Here is a 15,386-nt window from a genome sequence, read left to right as displayed (position 1 = left end):
GCTGATTCGAAAAGGGAGGCTTAAGTAGCTCCATCAGGAAGTTGGTGCTACTATGGCGAACGGCAAGTACGCCGCGCGCAAGCTCAAGAAGGACCGGCAGCAGCGACGCTGGTCTGACTCCGAGTACGCGCGCCGCGAACGCGGTCTCCGTAAGAAGTCTGACCCCCTCGAAGGCGCACCGCAGGCACGCGGTATCGTGCTCGAGAAGGTCGGTATCGAAGCAAAGCAGCCGAACTCGGCAATCCGAAAGTGCGTCCGTGTTCAGCTCATCAAGAACGGTAAGCAGGTCACCGCGTTCTGTCCCGGTGACGGCGCTATCTCGTTCATCGACGAACACGACGAAGTCACCATCGCCGGTATCGGTGGGGCGAAGGGTCGTGCGATGGGTGACCTTTCGGGTGTCAACTACAAGGTCGAGAAGGTCAACGGCGTGTCGATGATCGAACTGGTTCGCGGTAACGCAGAGAAACCGGTGCGATAATGTCCGACAGCGAGCAACCCGAACCGGAATCTCCGGCCGACTCCGAGGAAGCGTCTGCGAACGCACAACTGTTCGGCGTCTGGGACATCGTTGACATCGAGTACGCTGACCCCTCGACGCAGCGATACATCAACGTCACGCCCATCGCACACACGATGGGTCGCCACGCCTCGAAGCAGTTCCAGAAGTCAGAGATCAGCATCGTCGAGCGACTCATCAACCGCCTCATGCAGTCTGAGGACAACACGGGTCACAAGCAGAAGACGATGAAGATCGTGAAGGACGCCTTCGAGATCGTTCACGAGCGGACGGACGAGAACCCGATTCAAGTACTCGTCACCGCCGTCGAAAACGCTGCTCCCCGTGAGGAAACCGTCCGTCTCAAGTACGGCGGTATCTCCGTCCCGCAGGCCGTTGACGTCGCACCCCAGCGTCGCGTCGATCAGGCGCTGAAGTTCCTCGCTGAGGGGACCGCGAGCGGTTCCTACAAGACCACCACGAGCGCCGCTGAGGCACTTGCCCAGCAGCTTGTCGGTGCTTCGAACTACAACGTCGAGACGTACGCTATCAACCAGAAAGAAGAGCGCGAACGCGTTGCGGAAGCGGCCCGGTAATCGCGTCCTCTCTCTATCTCTCTCCGTTTTCGATCCACGAGCGACAGCTTGGTTTTCTCACTGACCGTTTAGTCTGCCGCAGCGGGACCGCCGCGGTCGTTCGTTCCGATGGCGTACTCGCGCGTTACGTCCACGAGCGCCTTCCGGTAGTCGCTCTCGGTGGGGTCATCCGACAGCGAGCGGAATCGCTCTTTGAACGCGGATAGCTCGACGTCCGGGGCGTCATCGGCAGCGGCGTGAGCCAAGTCGTAGATGCGGTGGTCAGGATCGATGAGGCCGTGGCGTTCGACGAGTGCGAGTGCGAACGCGGCGTTCACCGCGGTTATCTCCGGGTCGGCGTTCGCGGTGACGAGTCGGGAGTTCGGCCACGGCGAAGGTCCGGGATTGGCTGCGATGGCGCGGGCTAACTCCGATTCGAGGAAGTGGACGAGTTTCTCCGCAAGTCCCAAAGAAAGGGTGATGTCGTCCGCGTAGATATCCTTCATGTGATTTGCAATCTGGTAGCAGTGGGCTAACTTTCGCCGTTCGACTGATTTGCCCGAAAGGGCGAGGTACAGAGCTTCTTCTGTCGATTGAATGTGGGAAGCGTGTTGTTCTTCGTACCGAACCATGTGTGCGAGTTCGTGCAGGACGAGTTCGCGTCCCATCGCACTCGTCGCGGCCTGCCGGGAGATGTTCAACTCGTGTCTGTCATCGTAGTGGGCGGCCCAGGTTCGTTCGTCGGGGTCGTCGCGGACGGTGACGTGTACCGGCTTGTCGAGGTCGTACTCGGTCTCGAACAGGTCAGCAGCACTGAGAAACGGATCCGTCGGCGCGGATCCGAGCACTCGGAGATCCATGCGTGTCAGTAACAAACGCTACGTAACAATGACTCTTGTGCCGAGAGACGGAGTAGCCGCGCTGACGGGCCTGTGAAGCGGACATGTTACACCGATTATGCCAAAAAGGGACATACCACGGCGAGAGCGGCACGCTCGCGGCCGTTTCGCCACCGGCAAAACACTACCCTTTTGACCCTCCTGCCGGTACGGGTCTGTATAATGGGCCGACGAAAGAAAATCGTCCAGGAATGCGAGAAGTTGATGGACAAACCGGAGCAGATCCGGAACATCGCCATCGCTGCTCACGTCGACCACGGGAAGACGACCCTTACCGACAACCTCCTCGCTGGTGCGGGGATGATTGCGGACGAGGGTGAGGCGACACGCCTCATGATGGACACTGAAGAAGACGAGCAGGAACGCGGTATCACCATTGACGCCGCAAACGTCTCGATGACGCACGAGTACGAGGATAACAACCACCTCATCAACCTCATCGACACGCCGGGCCACGTTGACTTCGGTGGCGACGTGACGCGTGCGATGCGCGCTGTTGACGGTGCACTCGTCGTTGTTGACGCTGTCGAGGGTGCCATGCCGCAGACCGAGACGGTTGTCCGGCAGGCGCTCCGCGAGGGCGTCAAGCCCGCGCTGTTCATCAACAAGGTTGACCGCCTTATCTCGGAACTCCAAGAGGGTCCCGAGGAGATGCAGCAGCGTCTCACTGACGTCATCAGTGACGTGAACGAGCTCATCCGCGGGATGACCGAGGATATGGACGACGTTGACGACTGGACCGTCTCCGTCGAAGACGGGACCGTCGCCTTCGGGTCTGCTCTCTACAAGTGGGGCGTTTCGCTCCCGTCGATGCAGGCTACGGGCATGTCGTTCGGCGACATCATCGAACTCGAACGCGCCGACAAGCGGCAGGAACTCCACGAGAAGACGCCGCTTTCGGACGTCGTCCTCGACATGGTCGCCGAGCACTTCCCCGACCCGCTCGACGCCCAGCCCCGTCGTATCCCGCGCGTCTGGCGTGGTGACGACGATACGGACCTCGCAAAGCAGATGCGCGAAGTCGATGACGACGGCGAAGTCGTCTTCATGGTGACCGACATCGGGATGGACCCCCACGCGGGCGAAATCGCCACCGGTCGCGTCTTCTCGGGCACTATCAAGAAGGGCCAAGAGCTCTACGTCTCCGGGACGGCCGGGAAGAACCGCGTTCAGTCCGTCGGTATCTTCATGGGCGGCGAACGTGAGGAACTGGACCGTGGTGTCCCCGCAGGGAACATCGCGGCCGTCACGGGTCTTCGTGACGCTATCGCCGGTTCCACTGTCTCCTCTGTCGAGATGACGCCGTTCGAGTCCATCGAGCACATCTCCGAGCCGGTCATCACGAAGTCCGTCGAGGCGAAGAACATGGACGACCTGCCGAAGCTCATCGAGACGCTCCAGCAGGTCGCAAAGGAGGACCCCACCATCCGCGTCGAGATTAACGAGGACACGGGTGAACACCTCATCAGCGGTCAGGGTGAACTCCACCTCGAGGTCATCACGCAGCGTATTCAGAAGAACCAGGGTATTCCGGTCGTCACCGGTGAGCCGATTGTTGTCTACCGCGAGGCCCCGCAGAAGGAGTCCCGCGAAGTCGAGGGTGTCTCCCCGAACCGCCACAACAAGTTCTACATCACGGTCGAACCCCTCTCGGAGGACATCATCGAGCAGATTCAGCTCGGTGAAGTCTCCATGGACATGCCCGAACTGGAGCGCCGTGAGGCACTGCAGGAAGCCGGCATGGACAAGGACACCTCCCAGAACGTCGAACACATCCACGGGACGAACATCCTCATCGACGACACGAAGGGTATCCAGCACCTGAACGAGACGATGGAACTCGTCATCGAGGGTCTCGAAGAGGCACTCGACGACGGTCCGCTCGCCGCCGAACCCGCACAGGGTTCGCTGCTTCGCCTGCACGACGCGAAGCTTCACGAGGACACCATCCACCGCGGTCCCGCGCAGGTTATCCCGGCAGTCCGCGATGCCGTTCACCGGTCGCTCATCGACGCCGACATCAAACTGCTCGAACCCATCCAGAACGTCCGCATCGACGTTCCGTCCGAGCACATGGGTTCGGCGTCCGGCGAGATTCAGGGTCGCCGTGGCCGCGTCGACGACATGTACCAAGAGGGTGACCTGATGGTCATCGAGGGTATCGCGCCCGTCGAAGAGATGATCGGTTTCTCCTCGGACATCCGCTCTGCGACCGAAGGTCGCGCATCGTGGAACACCGAGAACGCTGGCTTCCGTGTCCTCTCGGACAACCTCCAGCGCGAGAAGATCATGGAGATCCGAGAGCGGAAGGGCATGAAGCTCGAACTGCCGCAGTCTATCGACCAGTTCTAATCACCGACTGTGTGCCGGGTTTCCGGCACCACACACCGCCGTCGCACGGCGCGGTCGGCGGATCTCGTCGGCCCCGCAGCGATTCATTATTGCGTTCGGAATTCTTCCCGGAGATGTATTTCTCTCCGTACCGACTGTGTGCATCCTCAGAAACGCCGGACAGATTTGCAACCGACGAAGGCTTATAACGCTCGCACCGAGTGAACGATAGTATGCAGACGGGGTCACACCGCCTGGTACGCATCGGTACGGAGCTACAGTCTACCCTCTCCTTACCGACAACACGGACACTGCGTGCCGCGGAGGTGGCTCGATGACCGAGGCTGAAGCCGTCCCCGAACCGGACGGTGGCGAACAGCCGAAGCCGCACACGATTCGCCTGGAACTCGCCGATGAACCGGGGCAACTGCTCGACGCGCTCCGCCCTATCGCCGAAAACGGGGGTAACCTCCTCTCGATTTTCCACGAACGGGGCAATCGCACGCCGCGCGGGCGCATTCCCGTAGAAGTCGATTTAGAGTGCCCACCGGATCGCTTTGATACAATCGTGGACGCGCTTCGCTCGGAGGGGGTGAACGTCATGCAGGCAGGGGCCGAACAGTACAGTGAGACGCTCACTGTCATCTTGGTCGGTCACCTCGTCGATAGTGACCTCTCGGATACGCTCCAACGAATCGAACAGTGTTCGTCGGCATCGCTTGCGGACATCTCGTTGAACGCGCCCGAAGGGCGAGACGAAGTGTCGAGCGCGAGCCTGCGGTTGGCCACCTACTCCGGTCGAACTGAGGACGCACTCGACGTTATCCGCACTGTCGCGCGCGAGAAGGATTTGCACGTCATCGAACCGTTGACGGAGGCAAGCCCATGAGCGGCAAGCGCCTCGCTGTCCTCGGTGCCGGTGCCGTCGGCGGGTCGGTCGTCGAACTCGCTGAGTCGTACGGCCACACCGTCACGGCGTTCGCTGACTCCGCTTCGGCGGTTGTGGATGCCGACGGCATAGACCCGGCGTCGGTACTCAAACAAAAACACGACGAGGGTCGCGTCGGGTCCGCAGACCCCGAGTCGGCGCTCCACGCCGACTACGACGTGTTGGTGGAGGCGACGCCGACGACGCTCGGCGACGCTGAACCGGGATTCTCCCACGTACGCCACGCGCTCGAACGCGGCGCGGATGTCGTGTTAGCGAACAAGGGTCCTGTCGCCGAGCGGTATGCGGACCTGATGGCGCTCGAACGCGAGAATGCGGGATCGGTTCGATTTGAGGCGACCGTCGGGGGCGCGATTCCGGTCCTCTCTACTATTGAAGACCTCTCGCCCGAACACGTCACCGCCGCGCGCGGCGTCCTCAACGGGACGGCCAACTTCGTGCTCTCGCGGATGGCAACTGAGGGATTGGACTACGAACACGTCCTCGCGGAGGCACAAGACCTCGGTGTTGCCGAGGCAGACCCTTCGTTTGACGTGGAGGGGACGGACGCGGCACTGAAGTGTGTCATCCTCTCGAACGTCCTCGCCGAAGGTGAACGGGAGTACACGCTGGCGGACGCCAACGTTGAGGGAATTACGAACATCCCTGGGAGTGCGCTGGAACTAGCGGCGGAGGACGGGCAAACGGTTCGTCTCATTGGTGAGTCCACGCCCGACCGGGTGCGCGTCAGTCCGCGCCTCGTCCCACAGAACACTGCGCTTGCTGTTTCAGGCACCAGAAACATCGTCCAATTGGAGACAAAGCACGCTGGCCAACTCAATATCAGCGGTCGGGGCGCGGGCGGTCCGGAGACCGCATCGGCGGTGCTAGCGGATATTGGCCGCCTCGATTAAGCGGAAGACCGCTCCCTCGGGCCTCCTGTCGCTCGATATTGGCTGGTTGTGACAACACAACACATGCGTGGTATACGGTCCCACGAAACGCAATACACGGCCGTCTCGGCGCGTATACGTATCGAAATGGTTTTAGTGCATTCAGGCCAAACACGGCATCACAGAGCGCCTTAGCGCGTGACCCATCCATGAGTGACAAACCGCACCAGAACTTGGCCATCATCGGCCACGTTGACCACGGTAAGAGTACGCTGGTCGGGCGACTCCTGTTCGAGACAGGATCCGTCCCGGAACACGTAATCGAGCAGCACCGAGAAGAAGCAGAAGAGAAGGGCAAGGGCGGCTTCGAGTTCGCCTACGTCATGGACAACCTCGCCGAAGAGCGTGAGCGTGGTGTCACCATCGACATCGCCCACCAAGAGTTCGACACCGACGAGTTCTACTTCACCATCGTCGACTGTCCGGGCCACCGTGACTTCGTGAAGAACATGATCACGGGTGCTTCGCAGGCTGACAACGCGGTCCTCGTCGTCGCCGCTGACGACGGTGTCGCGCCGCAGACCCGCGAGCACGTCTTCCTCGCCCGTACGCTGGGTATCGGCGAGCTCATCATCGCCATCAACAAGATGGACGTTGTCGACTACAGCGAAGACACCTACAAGCAGGTCACCGAAGAGGTCCAGAACCTGCTGAAGCAGGTCCGCTTCCAGTCTGACAACGCGACGTTCGTCCCTATCTCGGCGTTCGAGGGCGACAACATCGCAGACGCGTCGGACAACACGTCGTGGTACGACGGGAAGACGCTCCTCGAAGCACTTAACGACCTGCCGGCACCGGAGCCGCCGACGGACGCGCCGCTCCGCCTGCCCATTCAGGACGTTTACACCATCTCGGGTATCGGTACCGTCCCCGTCGGACGTATCGAGACGGGTACGCTCAACCCCGGTGACAACGTCTCCTTCCAGCCGTCCGACGTTGGCGGCGAAGTGAAGACGGTCGAGATGCACCACGAGGAAGTCGATCAGGCCGGTCCCGGTGACAACGTCGGATTCAACGTCCGTGGCGTCGGTAAGGACGACATCCGCCGTGGTGACGTCTGTGGCCCCGCCGACGAGCCGCCGTCCGTCGCCGAGACGTTCAAGGCGCAGGTCGTCGTCATGCAGCACCCCTCGGTCATCACCGCTGGCTACACGCCGGTCTTCCACGCCCACACGGCGCAGGTCGCGTGTACCATCGAAGCGATCGACCAGAAGCTCGACCCCGCCTCGGGTGAGGTCGCAGAGGAGAACCCGGACTTCATCAAGTCCGGCGACGCGGCTGTCGTGACGGTCCGACCGCAAAAGCCGCTCAGCATCGAACCGTCCGGTGACATTCCGGAACTCGGTTCCTTCGCCGTCCGTGACATGGGTCAGACCATCGCGGCCGGGAAGGTCCTCGAGGTCAACGAGCGATAGATGCAGCAGGCACGCGTTCGTCTCGCCGGGACCAGCCCGGACGACCTCGACGACATCTGCGACGACGTCCGCGAAATTGCGAACAAGACGGGCGTCAACCTCAGCGGCCCGATTCCGCTGCCGACGAAAACCCTCGAAGTTCCCGCCCGCAAGTCTCCCGACGGTGAAGGGACCGCGACGTGGGAGCACTGGGAGATGCGCGTCCACAAGCGTCTCATCGACATTGACGCTGACGAACGCGCCCTGCGCCAGCTGATGCGGATTCAGGTCCCCAGCGACGTCAGTATCGAGATCGTTCTCGAAGACTGACTGGGGGATCCCCGCATCGACCCGCGCCGTTGAGACGGCGTTCGATACCGAACAGGCGCGCGTCTGACCGTTTTGTACGGTCCACGACGCTAAGGCGCACGCGCCGTTCTTCTGCGTCTCAGTTCGTGAGCGCCGAGTCTCTCCGTTCTACTCTATTTCACCCGCGTAGCTGGTCGTCTCTTCGACATCTAGAGCTGCCCTGTGCGACGACGTGCCGATCCCAACGCGAAACAGAAGGTACAAATGATCGCACGCCTTCGAAGCATATGCGGGCTCGTAGATCAGTGGCAGATCGCTTCCTTCGCAAGGAAGAGGCCCGGGGTTCAAATCCCCGCGAGTCCATCTCCTTCCGTTCACTACGTTCACTCCAGTCGATGGACTCGCTTGGTCCCACTCGCTCGTGAACTCGCTCGCGGGACCCCCGCGAGTCCACGAGATTATTTATCCGATATCCAAACGTTCGATATGCCTGAGTAACAAATAGAACGTTCGCTGGGACTGTTTCGGCTCCCGTACGCGCAGTGGATAGACCGGGGTTCGAATCCCCACGAGGGACTGGGCAGTACGCCCAGTCGGCAGGAACGGAGGTCTTGAAACTGGGCAAGACGGCAGTGACGGGCGGTCTCAACGGGGTGATACTCTACATCGTTAAGAAATTGACACACAAACTATACACAAAACTCGACGAGAAGTACAGCATCGAAGCAACTGCGGCCAAGTGGGGCGAGAAGGTCGGTACCCGAGTGAAAGACTGGGTTTCCCACAACTCCCTCTCCCTGCCGGCTACACGCTGAGTGGATACACCGTCACTTCTCGTAGTATCGATTCCATTCCGACGTGACAAATTCAGACTCTATCTTTCGAACAGTATGTTCGGTCAAGAATATTACACGACTCCTTCACGTATTGTTGAATAATTTATTTTTGTCCACGAACAGTACTCTCGGTTACGGTGTACGATGAATCAACTCCCGGTCGTTCGACAGACGTGGGGTGTTCGCTGATGTCGTCGATCGTGGCGCCCACTCGAACGTCTCGACTCGCTGTACTGGCTCTCTTCTTGACTGTACTCGTCGTCCTCTCGACGGCGTTTCTCGGCACGACTGCCGCGGCAGCGTCGGGAACTAACGCCGCGGCAGTTTACGACGACACCACCCTCCAGTCAGCGGCGACTGCCACCGACTCCGATGGCGACGGCCTCACCGACCGCGAGGAAGTGAACGGATGGGGAACGGACCCGAACAACGCCGACACCGACGGCGACGGCACCGACGACGGCGCGGAGACGGTTGACGGGACGGATCGGACCGACCTGCATACGCTCCGCGTCACGAAAGTCGGAGCTGAGGACGGCCGCGCCGACTACTCCCTGACGACGAGCGGACAGCTCTCGGGACTGTCCGACTTCGAGGACACGCTCAACGGGAACACCGCGTCGGGCCGCGTCGGGCCCACCGCCGGCAACGACACCGTTGCCTTCGCGGGTGAGACAACGTCGTTCTCGCTGGACGGGCCTGCCGTCCTCTACCTTGACGGCACCGTCGTCCAGCCGTCGGACCTCCAGCCCGAAACGCACGTCCTGAGCGTCACCAAAAACGGTGCCGAAGACGGGAAAGCCAACTACGAACTCGTCGTCAATGGGACGCTCACGCCGCGAGACGACTTCGAGGACACGATCAACAACACTGCCGCATCAGGTAGCGTCGGTCCCCAGTCCGGCACCGACTCCGTGGAGTTCACCGGCGAAATAACATCGCTTTCACTGGACGGACCGGCGGTCGTCACGCTTGACGGGCAAGAGATAGATCCGAGTACGTACGGAAATTCTCCCGAGACGCACACACTCGTCGTTACGAAGGACGGTGCCGAGGACGGGAAAGCGAACTACCAGTTCAGCGTCGATGGCACGCTCACGCCGCGAGACGACTTCGAGGACACGATCAACAACACTGCTGCGTCAGGTAGTGTCGGTCCGACGGCTGGCACCGACTCCGTGGAATTCACCGGGAACATCACCTCGTTCTCGCTGGACGGACCGGCGGTCGTCACGCTTGACGGCGAGAAAACTGATCCCAGGGCGCTGGGTACGACCCAGATCGAGTTCAATCAAACGTACGAGGGCGACGTTTCGGGCGACGAGCGCCACGTGTACACGTTCTCCGTCGATCAGGACGCATACATCCGGATTCCGTTCGGAGGTGGTCCCGATACGGCCCGAGCAACGCTGTACGCACCGTCCGGCACCGAACTCGATACGAGTGTGTCCTATGCCGACACCATCCCGTTCGGTGCACAAGCACCGGAGACTGGGACGTACCGCATCGTCGTCACAGAGCACGACGACGCGTTCTCGGGCTACCACTTCGAGGTGAACACGGCGCGACCCGACGGACTCGAACCGGACGATGCCCAGTCGAGTGCAACCACGCTGGCCAGCGGTCAACCGGCCGAAGCGATACTCGGTGAGGGCGAACACGACTGGTTCGCTCTCGACGCACAGTCGGGCGAGCAGATAACGGTTGACCTCCGACGGCACAGCAACAACTTCGGGAGTGACGTTGCCGTCGCGCTCGTCGCACCTGACGGGTCCGAAATCGCATCGGATACGTCGAGTTGCGGTGTTGGCATGTGCGACCCGGACGACCTCACAGTTACCGCCGCCACGAATGGCACGTACTACGTACGCGTGAGCGGCGACTCGACGGAAGGGTTCATCTCGTATGAGGTGAATGCCACGGCGGTCTAACAACCCGTCACCGTCGTTCGACTGATCCCGTCGCCCCGAATACTGTTTCTGTCGCTACGCTTATCAGTGGAGAATTCAATGTATATTTATGGAAGATATCTTCGTCGCCCGATTGATGTCCACGACGTTGCACACTGTTTCTGTGGATACGCTCGTTGAGGACGCCGCGAAACTGATGATGGAGAACGGTGTCGGTTCCGTTCTCATTGTCGATGACGGCAACCAACTGCTCGGCATCTTGACGACGACTGACTTCGTGCAAATCGTCGCTGAACGACAGCCAAAAGACCAGACGCCTGTCTCCGAATACATGACGAGCGATGTGGTGACTACGACGGCACAGGTGCCCATCCAGGATGTTGCGGATACGATGATGCAGCACGGCTTCCACCACGTTCCCGTCGTGGACGACGACGAGGGTGTTATCGGGATCATCAGCACGACCGACCTCGCGTCCTACCTCTCGACGGCCGAGGCTCCGAGTCCGTCGTAACGCTCGGGACTTGCGGTTTTCTTCGTTATGTCCATCGGTACCACTAAGCGTGCGGTCTACGCAGAGGTCAGTATGGACGACGCGGAGTACGACGAACTCACCACCTCGTTGACGCCGAACGAGTCCGTCGATGGGGTGACGACGTACCGAAACACCGTGAGCATCGCCTGTCCGGCCTGCGAGGAACCGTTCGACGACCTCGTCGTCTGCGAGGAGGAGTACAGCAGTCTCGAACTGAGTCGGATGCTCGATCTGTGCGTGACGACGCACGACGAGAAAGTGGTGCTATTCACGCACAAACAGTAGCGACCGACCCGATAGTGGAATCGAAATTCGGTCTTCGCCGGCTATCTCTCGGATAGTCGCGTCCGACCGTGCTTCGATGAGTTAGTTTTCTGCGGGCGGCAGACCGTCTTCGTCTACGACGTTGCCGTCGTCGTCAACGGTGACGATACCGCGGTTGTTCACTGCGTAGGGGTCGAGTCCGACCTCTTCGAGGAACTGCTTGTACAGTCGCTCTGCGGTCTCTGCGTCCTTCTGCCGATCAGAAGCGCGGTCGCAGAGTTCGACAAGGTCCTCGGGGACGTCGTTCTCGTGGACGATCCAGTGGTTGATAAGGTCCGACAGACGGCGGATGGGCGAGGTGAAGTGGCCGTAGATGTCGAAGTTGAGGGCGTGGTGCCCGCCGAACGGGTCGTTCATGTACTTCGCTCGCGGCATCACCTTCAGCACGGCGCGCTGAATCTTGTTGAGGGCGCGTCCCGGCGAGTTTTCGAGGGCGGCGTTGACGGCCTTGCGCGGATCGTCGAACTTCGCGCTCGGAATCTTCACACCGTCGAGTTCCATTATCTCACGGAGCGCCTTGTCCCACTGGTCGGGCGTCGGTTGCGGGTGGACGCGGTACATCGCTTCGACACCGCGACCCCACATGAGTTCGTGCGTGACGGCTTTGTTCGCCTTCAGCATGCACTCTTCGATGATGGTATGGGCGCGGTCACGACTCGGATTGAGGACGAGTGATCCGTCCTCTTTTCGCTGTTCGTGCATCCGGTCTGCGAGTTCGAAGACGAGTTTGCACTCCTCGTGGAGGGGGAGGCTCTCGTCGTCTAAGCGTTCCTCCGCCTGCGAGTAGGTGAGACGTTCGTCGGATTCGATGACGGATTTGTAGATGTCTATCTCCTCGAACGAGAGCGTCTCTTTGTCGATCTCCATCTCGACCGTGTGAGCGAGACGGTCCTCGTTGGGGACAAGCGAACACACCGTCTCCGCCAGTATCGGCGGGAGCATGTGGATGGTGTAAGCGGGGAGATAGACGGTGTTGCCGCGTTTTACGGCTTCTTCCCACATCTCCGACCCTGGGTGGACGTAATGGGTCACATCGGCGATGTGGACCCACAGCGTGTACGTCTCCTCGTTTTCTGCGATAGAGATGGCGTCGTCGAAGTCCTGTGCGTCGATAGGGTCGGTCGTCCACGTCGTCAGATCGCGGAGATCCTGCCGCTGTTCGACCTCTTCTTGTATCTCGTCTTGAACACCCTTCGTTCGTTCGCGCGCCTCGGAGAGAACCGGACCGGGGAACGCATCACGAATCTCGAACTCCTCGAAGAGTTCTTCGCGTTTATCTTGCAGTTGCCGGGCGACATCGGGACTGATTTCGACGGGGCCTTGCCCCTCGGCCGTCCCGGCCTGCGCCTGCGCGTCGTTCGACATGGAGAGCACTTAACGCGAGAGGTAGTTAGGCGTGTCGCACGGGGCCGCACCGATTCGATTTCGGGACGGCTTCGGCGAACGACGGGCTGAACCCGGAACGCGGCGGGTCGAATCCGTCGGCGGTGGACCCGACCCACCCCGACTGACTCGACCCGACGCGACCTGACGGAATCAGCGTTCGCGTTCGGTCTCTTCCGTCTGGCTGTACCGCTCTTCGACCGCGTCGAAGTAACGTTTGAGAAACTCTTCTTGAGAGAGCGTGTCTTCTTCGATGCCGAGGATGAGTGATTCGAGTTCGGCTCGCGGTTGGTGACACAGCTCTCGGTAACACTCCTTGCAGAGGTGTTCGAACTCCTTGCCCTGCCGGTTCCAGCGGTCTCCCTCTTTGTCGTACTCGCGGGCTTCGCCACGGAGGACGGACGTCCCGCAGGCGAGACAAACGACCGTTTTCCGGTCCCGGTTGGTCCGGGAACGCCACATACGACTCAGCAGGCGCTCCCGTCACTTAGCGTTTGTTCCGCGTCAGACATATGATGTCGAAACGGTAGTTCCGACGGTCGTGACCGTCTTGGCCTTCGAATAACGGTCGATTTATTCACGACGCTATCCTCTGCCGTGGTATGAACGTCAAATCCCGTCACCATCTCCGTTCGGATGAGATTTCGGAGTTGGAGGAGGAGATTGCCGCACAGACAGGCGTCCAGATGGACGGCGACGCTTACGAGATGGTCGAACTCGCGGACGCCGATTTCGATGTTGTCCTCGTGGACGGCGACCCTGTCGTCGTCTATATGGACGACGAACGGCCGTTCCTCACCGTCGCTGGCGCAAACGCCTACGAACCGACGAAGAACGTCGTCACCGTTGACGCCGGTGCCATCTCGTTCGTGAGCGACGGCGCGGACGTGATGCGCCCCGGTATCGTCGATGCCGACGACGACATCGAACCCGGTGATCTCGTCCTCATCGCCGAGGAGACGCACGGCAAAGTCCTCGCCGTCGGCCGCGCCCTCGAACCCGGTGCAGAGATGGTCGGCGACTCCGGCAAAGTCGTCGAGTCGCTTCACCACGTCGGCGACGACCTCTTCGAGTTCGCGGTCTGAATCTCACTGTTCCCGTCTCGTTCCTCGTAAGGCACTGCTCTGCAACGCATCACACCACAGGTACCACGGTTTGACATCCTCCTCCGCCTGAAGGTGGAGGAATCCCGAGCGGTGGGAGTTTCAGGTTTGCAGTCCAATCACTGGACTACCAGTCCTTTTGGGCACGGGTAGTCCCACAGCATCGGACTGGTGGACTGATGGCGGTGCCAAACCGCTGTTACCCCTATCCTCGACCGTGTATGGCGTCCCGGTGTTGTTTTGGCCACGGGGACGCCAGCAGGCATCAGCAGAGTCGGGGGTATCGTCTGGTTCGCTTCAAGCAGTCAACACAGACACACGCTTCGAGCATGTGCGTTCACCGATTGCCCTTTCGGATATTGCCTCGTTAGGTAGGCGGACAGGCCGCCTCCGTAGGACGGTTCAGAATCCGCTCCGTTCCGACCGATTCCTACCCTTCGGTACGGCGGCCTGTCAATTAAAGTTCTCGTAGGAAACTCAGAGCGTCCGTTTGAGCGGTAGACTGGTGCCCAGAATGACGGCGCGTATCCACGGCCTGAAGGCCGTGATATTGCGCCTGTTCCACGTATAATCCGTTACTTTGCAACGTACCACGCCACACTCCCTTACGCTTCGCTGTTTTGCTCGTTCTGATACTTCGCTATCGCCGCCTCGTACCCCTCTCTGGCCGTCTCGTACGTCTCGTAGAGGTCGGAAATCGGCGTCCGCGTCGCATCCACGCGCAGGTCGTTGTAGTACGGTGTCGGCGCTTGGTCCTCCGTCGTCGTCACTACGAGCGCGGCGCTCTGCACTGTCAGATCCTCGCGCTTGTCGCCGCCCGCTTCGTGGCCCGCTTCTAGTGTCTCGATCAGTCGCACTGCGAGAGGGTCGTCCCTGTTTCCGGACTCGTAGGCGTCTGCGGCAGCGTCGATAACCTCCTCACCGGTGAGAAGGTTGCCGGCGACGGTGTAGTGCTCCCCGACGCGGTGTCCGAACCATCCCTGACACTCCGCGCCCGAAAATGCGAACGTCCCGTCTAATCCGACGCCGTGCAGTTGGCGTTGTTCGCGCCCTTCGTCGGCGTTCAACAGCGCTTGCAGGGCGTCTTCGATGGCGAGTCCGTCATCGAGATAGTCGATTCCTTTCTCCCCCAACTCGACGTTGACGAGGCTCTGTGTCGCCACCACGCCGTTCTCGGAGGCGAACGGACAGAGCGCTCCAACGGCGGGAAGACGCGTCGTCACCGCGACACCGAATCGCGTCTGTTCGGTACCCACCTCGTCGTCGTACGTCTCGCGGACGCAGATGCTGAAGGTCACGTTGTGTGCGTTGGCGGCATGGCGCAAAAAATTCGGTTTGGCGGCACACAGCTCCCATTTTGTCGCGTCAGACGGTCGTCTGACGTAAGAACTAACCCGACGCTAGCGG

At 60.7% G+C, this 15,386-nt stretch carries 16 protein-coding genes and 1 tRNA gene; 13 read left to right on the top strand and 4 right to left on the bottom strand.

Features of this window, described 5'->3' with window-relative positions:
• The first annotated feature begins 52 nt into the window (after positions 1–52).
• A complete protein-coding gene (locus tag HBOR_RS13610) occupies positions 53–481 on the top strand; it encodes a 30S ribosomal protein S12 (RefSeq protein WP_006053517.1) in 429 nt (142 codons plus the stop codon).
• Positions 481–1,095: a 30S ribosomal protein S7 gene (locus HBOR_RS13605; protein ID WP_006053516.1), complete on the top strand. Its 615-nt coding sequence runs from the start codon at positions 481–483 to the stop codon at positions 1,093–1,095. The genes HBOR_RS13610 and HBOR_RS13605 overlap by 1 nt, the downstream gene beginning before the upstream one ends.
• A gap of 68 nt (positions 1,096–1,163) precedes the next feature.
• On the opposite strand, the gene HBOR_RS13600 is transcribed toward HBOR_RS13605, so the two are convergent.
• Positions 1,164–1,934, bottom strand: coding sequence for a DUF5781 family protein (locus HBOR_RS13600; RefSeq protein ID WP_006053515.1), 771 nt, complete (start codon positions 1,932–1,934; stop codon positions 1,164–1,166).
• Positions 1,935–2,135: 201 nt separating this feature from the next.
• Between HBOR_RS13600 and HBOR_RS13595 the strand changes: the two genes are divergently transcribed.
• The 10 genes from HBOR_RS13595 (at position 2,136) to HBOR_RS13550 (ending at position 11,454) form a co-directional block, all read left to right on the top strand.
• Positions 2,136–4,325, top strand: coding sequence for an elongation factor EF-2 (locus HBOR_RS13595; protein WP_006053514.1), 2,190 nt, complete (start codon positions 2,136–2,138; stop codon positions 4,323–4,325).
• A 313-nt stretch (positions 4,326–4,638) separates the two neighbouring features.
• Positions 4,639–5,193 carry a hypothetical protein gene (locus HBOR_RS13590; protein ID WP_006053513.1) on the top strand — a complete coding sequence of 185 codons (555 nt, stop codon included), beginning with the start codon at positions 4,639–4,641 and terminating at the stop codon, positions 5,191–5,193.
• The gene (locus tag HBOR_RS13585) at positions 5,190–6,146 is read left to right on the top strand and encodes a homoserine dehydrogenase (RefSeq protein ID WP_006053512.1); all 957 of its coding nucleotides are present in this window, start codon (positions 5,190–5,192) and stop codon (positions 6,144–6,146) included. The genes HBOR_RS13590 and HBOR_RS13585 overlap by 4 nt, the downstream gene beginning before the upstream one ends.
• A 188-nt stretch (positions 6,147–6,334) precedes the next feature.
• The gene (gene tuf / locus HBOR_RS13580; RefSeq protein ID WP_006053511.1) at positions 6,335–7,600 is read left to right on the top strand and encodes a translation elongation factor EF-1 subunit alpha; all 1,266 of its coding nucleotides are present in this window, start codon (positions 6,335–6,337) and stop codon (positions 7,598–7,600) included.
• Entirely contained in the window at positions 7,601–7,909 is a 309-nt protein-coding gene (rpsJ, locus tag HBOR_RS13575) for a 30S ribosomal protein S10 (protein ID WP_006053510.1), read from the top strand.
• 270 nt (positions 7,910–8,179) lie between these two features.
• Positions 8,180–8,251, top strand: a tRNA-Ala gene (locus HBOR_RS13570).
• A gap of 248 nt (positions 8,252–8,499) precedes the next feature.
• A complete protein-coding gene (locus tag HBOR_RS13565) occupies positions 8,500–8,703 on the top strand; it encodes a hypothetical protein (RefSeq protein WP_241432285.1) in 204 nt (67 codons plus the stop codon).
• A 209-nt stretch (positions 8,704–8,912) separates the two neighbouring features.
• A complete protein-coding gene (locus HBOR_RS13560; protein WP_006053508.1) occupies positions 8,913–10,655 on the top strand; it encodes a thrombospondin type 3 repeat-containing protein in 1,743 nt (580 codons plus the stop codon).
• Positions 10,656–10,743: 88 nt separating this feature from the next.
• On the top strand, positions 10,744–11,148 hold the full coding sequence (locus HBOR_RS13555) for a CBS domain-containing protein (protein ID WP_006053507.1): 405 nt from the start codon (positions 10,744–10,746) through the stop codon (positions 11,146–11,148).
• Positions 11,149–11,220: 72 nt separating this feature from the next.
• Positions 11,221–11,454: a DUF7385 family protein gene (locus HBOR_RS13550; protein WP_013440702.1), complete on the top strand. Its 234-nt coding sequence runs from the start codon at positions 11,221–11,223 to the stop codon at positions 11,452–11,454.
• 81 nt (positions 11,455–11,535) lie between these two features.
• On the opposite strand, the gene HBOR_RS13545 is transcribed toward HBOR_RS13550, so the two are convergent.
• Together HBOR_RS13545 and HBOR_RS13540 are read right to left on the bottom strand one after the other, a co-directional pair.
• Positions 11,536–12,858, bottom strand: coding sequence for a ribonuclease catalytic domain-containing protein (locus HBOR_RS13545; RefSeq protein WP_006053505.1), 1,323 nt, complete (start codon positions 12,856–12,858; stop codon positions 11,536–11,538).
• Positions 12,859–13,029: 171 nt separating this feature from the next.
• Positions 13,030–13,338 carry a DUF7562 family protein gene (locus HBOR_RS13540; protein WP_006053504.1) on the bottom strand — a complete coding sequence of 103 codons (309 nt, stop codon included), beginning with the start codon at positions 13,336–13,338 and terminating at the stop codon, positions 13,030–13,032.
• A gap of 140 nt (positions 13,339–13,478) precedes the next feature.
• On the opposite strand from HBOR_RS13540, the gene HBOR_RS13535 reads away from it, so the two are divergent.
• Positions 13,479–13,961, top strand: a complete 483-nt coding sequence (locus tag HBOR_RS13535) for an RNA-binding protein (protein ID WP_006053503.1) — start codon at positions 13,479–13,481, stop codon at positions 13,959–13,961.
• 623 nt (positions 13,962–14,584) lie between these two features.
• On the opposite strand, the gene HBOR_RS13530 is transcribed toward HBOR_RS13535, so the two are convergent.
• On the bottom strand, positions 14,585–15,277 hold the full coding sequence (locus HBOR_RS13530; protein WP_013440701.1) for a DUF1028 domain-containing protein: 693 nt from the start codon (positions 15,275–15,277) through the stop codon (positions 14,585–14,587).
• Positions 15,278–15,386 lie beyond the last annotated feature (109 nt).

The organism is Halogeometricum borinquense DSM 11551 (assembly GCF_000172995.2).
Taxonomy (GTDB): Archaea; Halobacteriota; Halobacteria; order Halobacteriales; family Haloferacaceae; genus Halogeometricum; species Halogeometricum borinquense.
The sequence above is the reverse complement of the archived record's forward strand: the minus strand, read 5'-3'. Positions and strand labels throughout refer to the sequence as shown.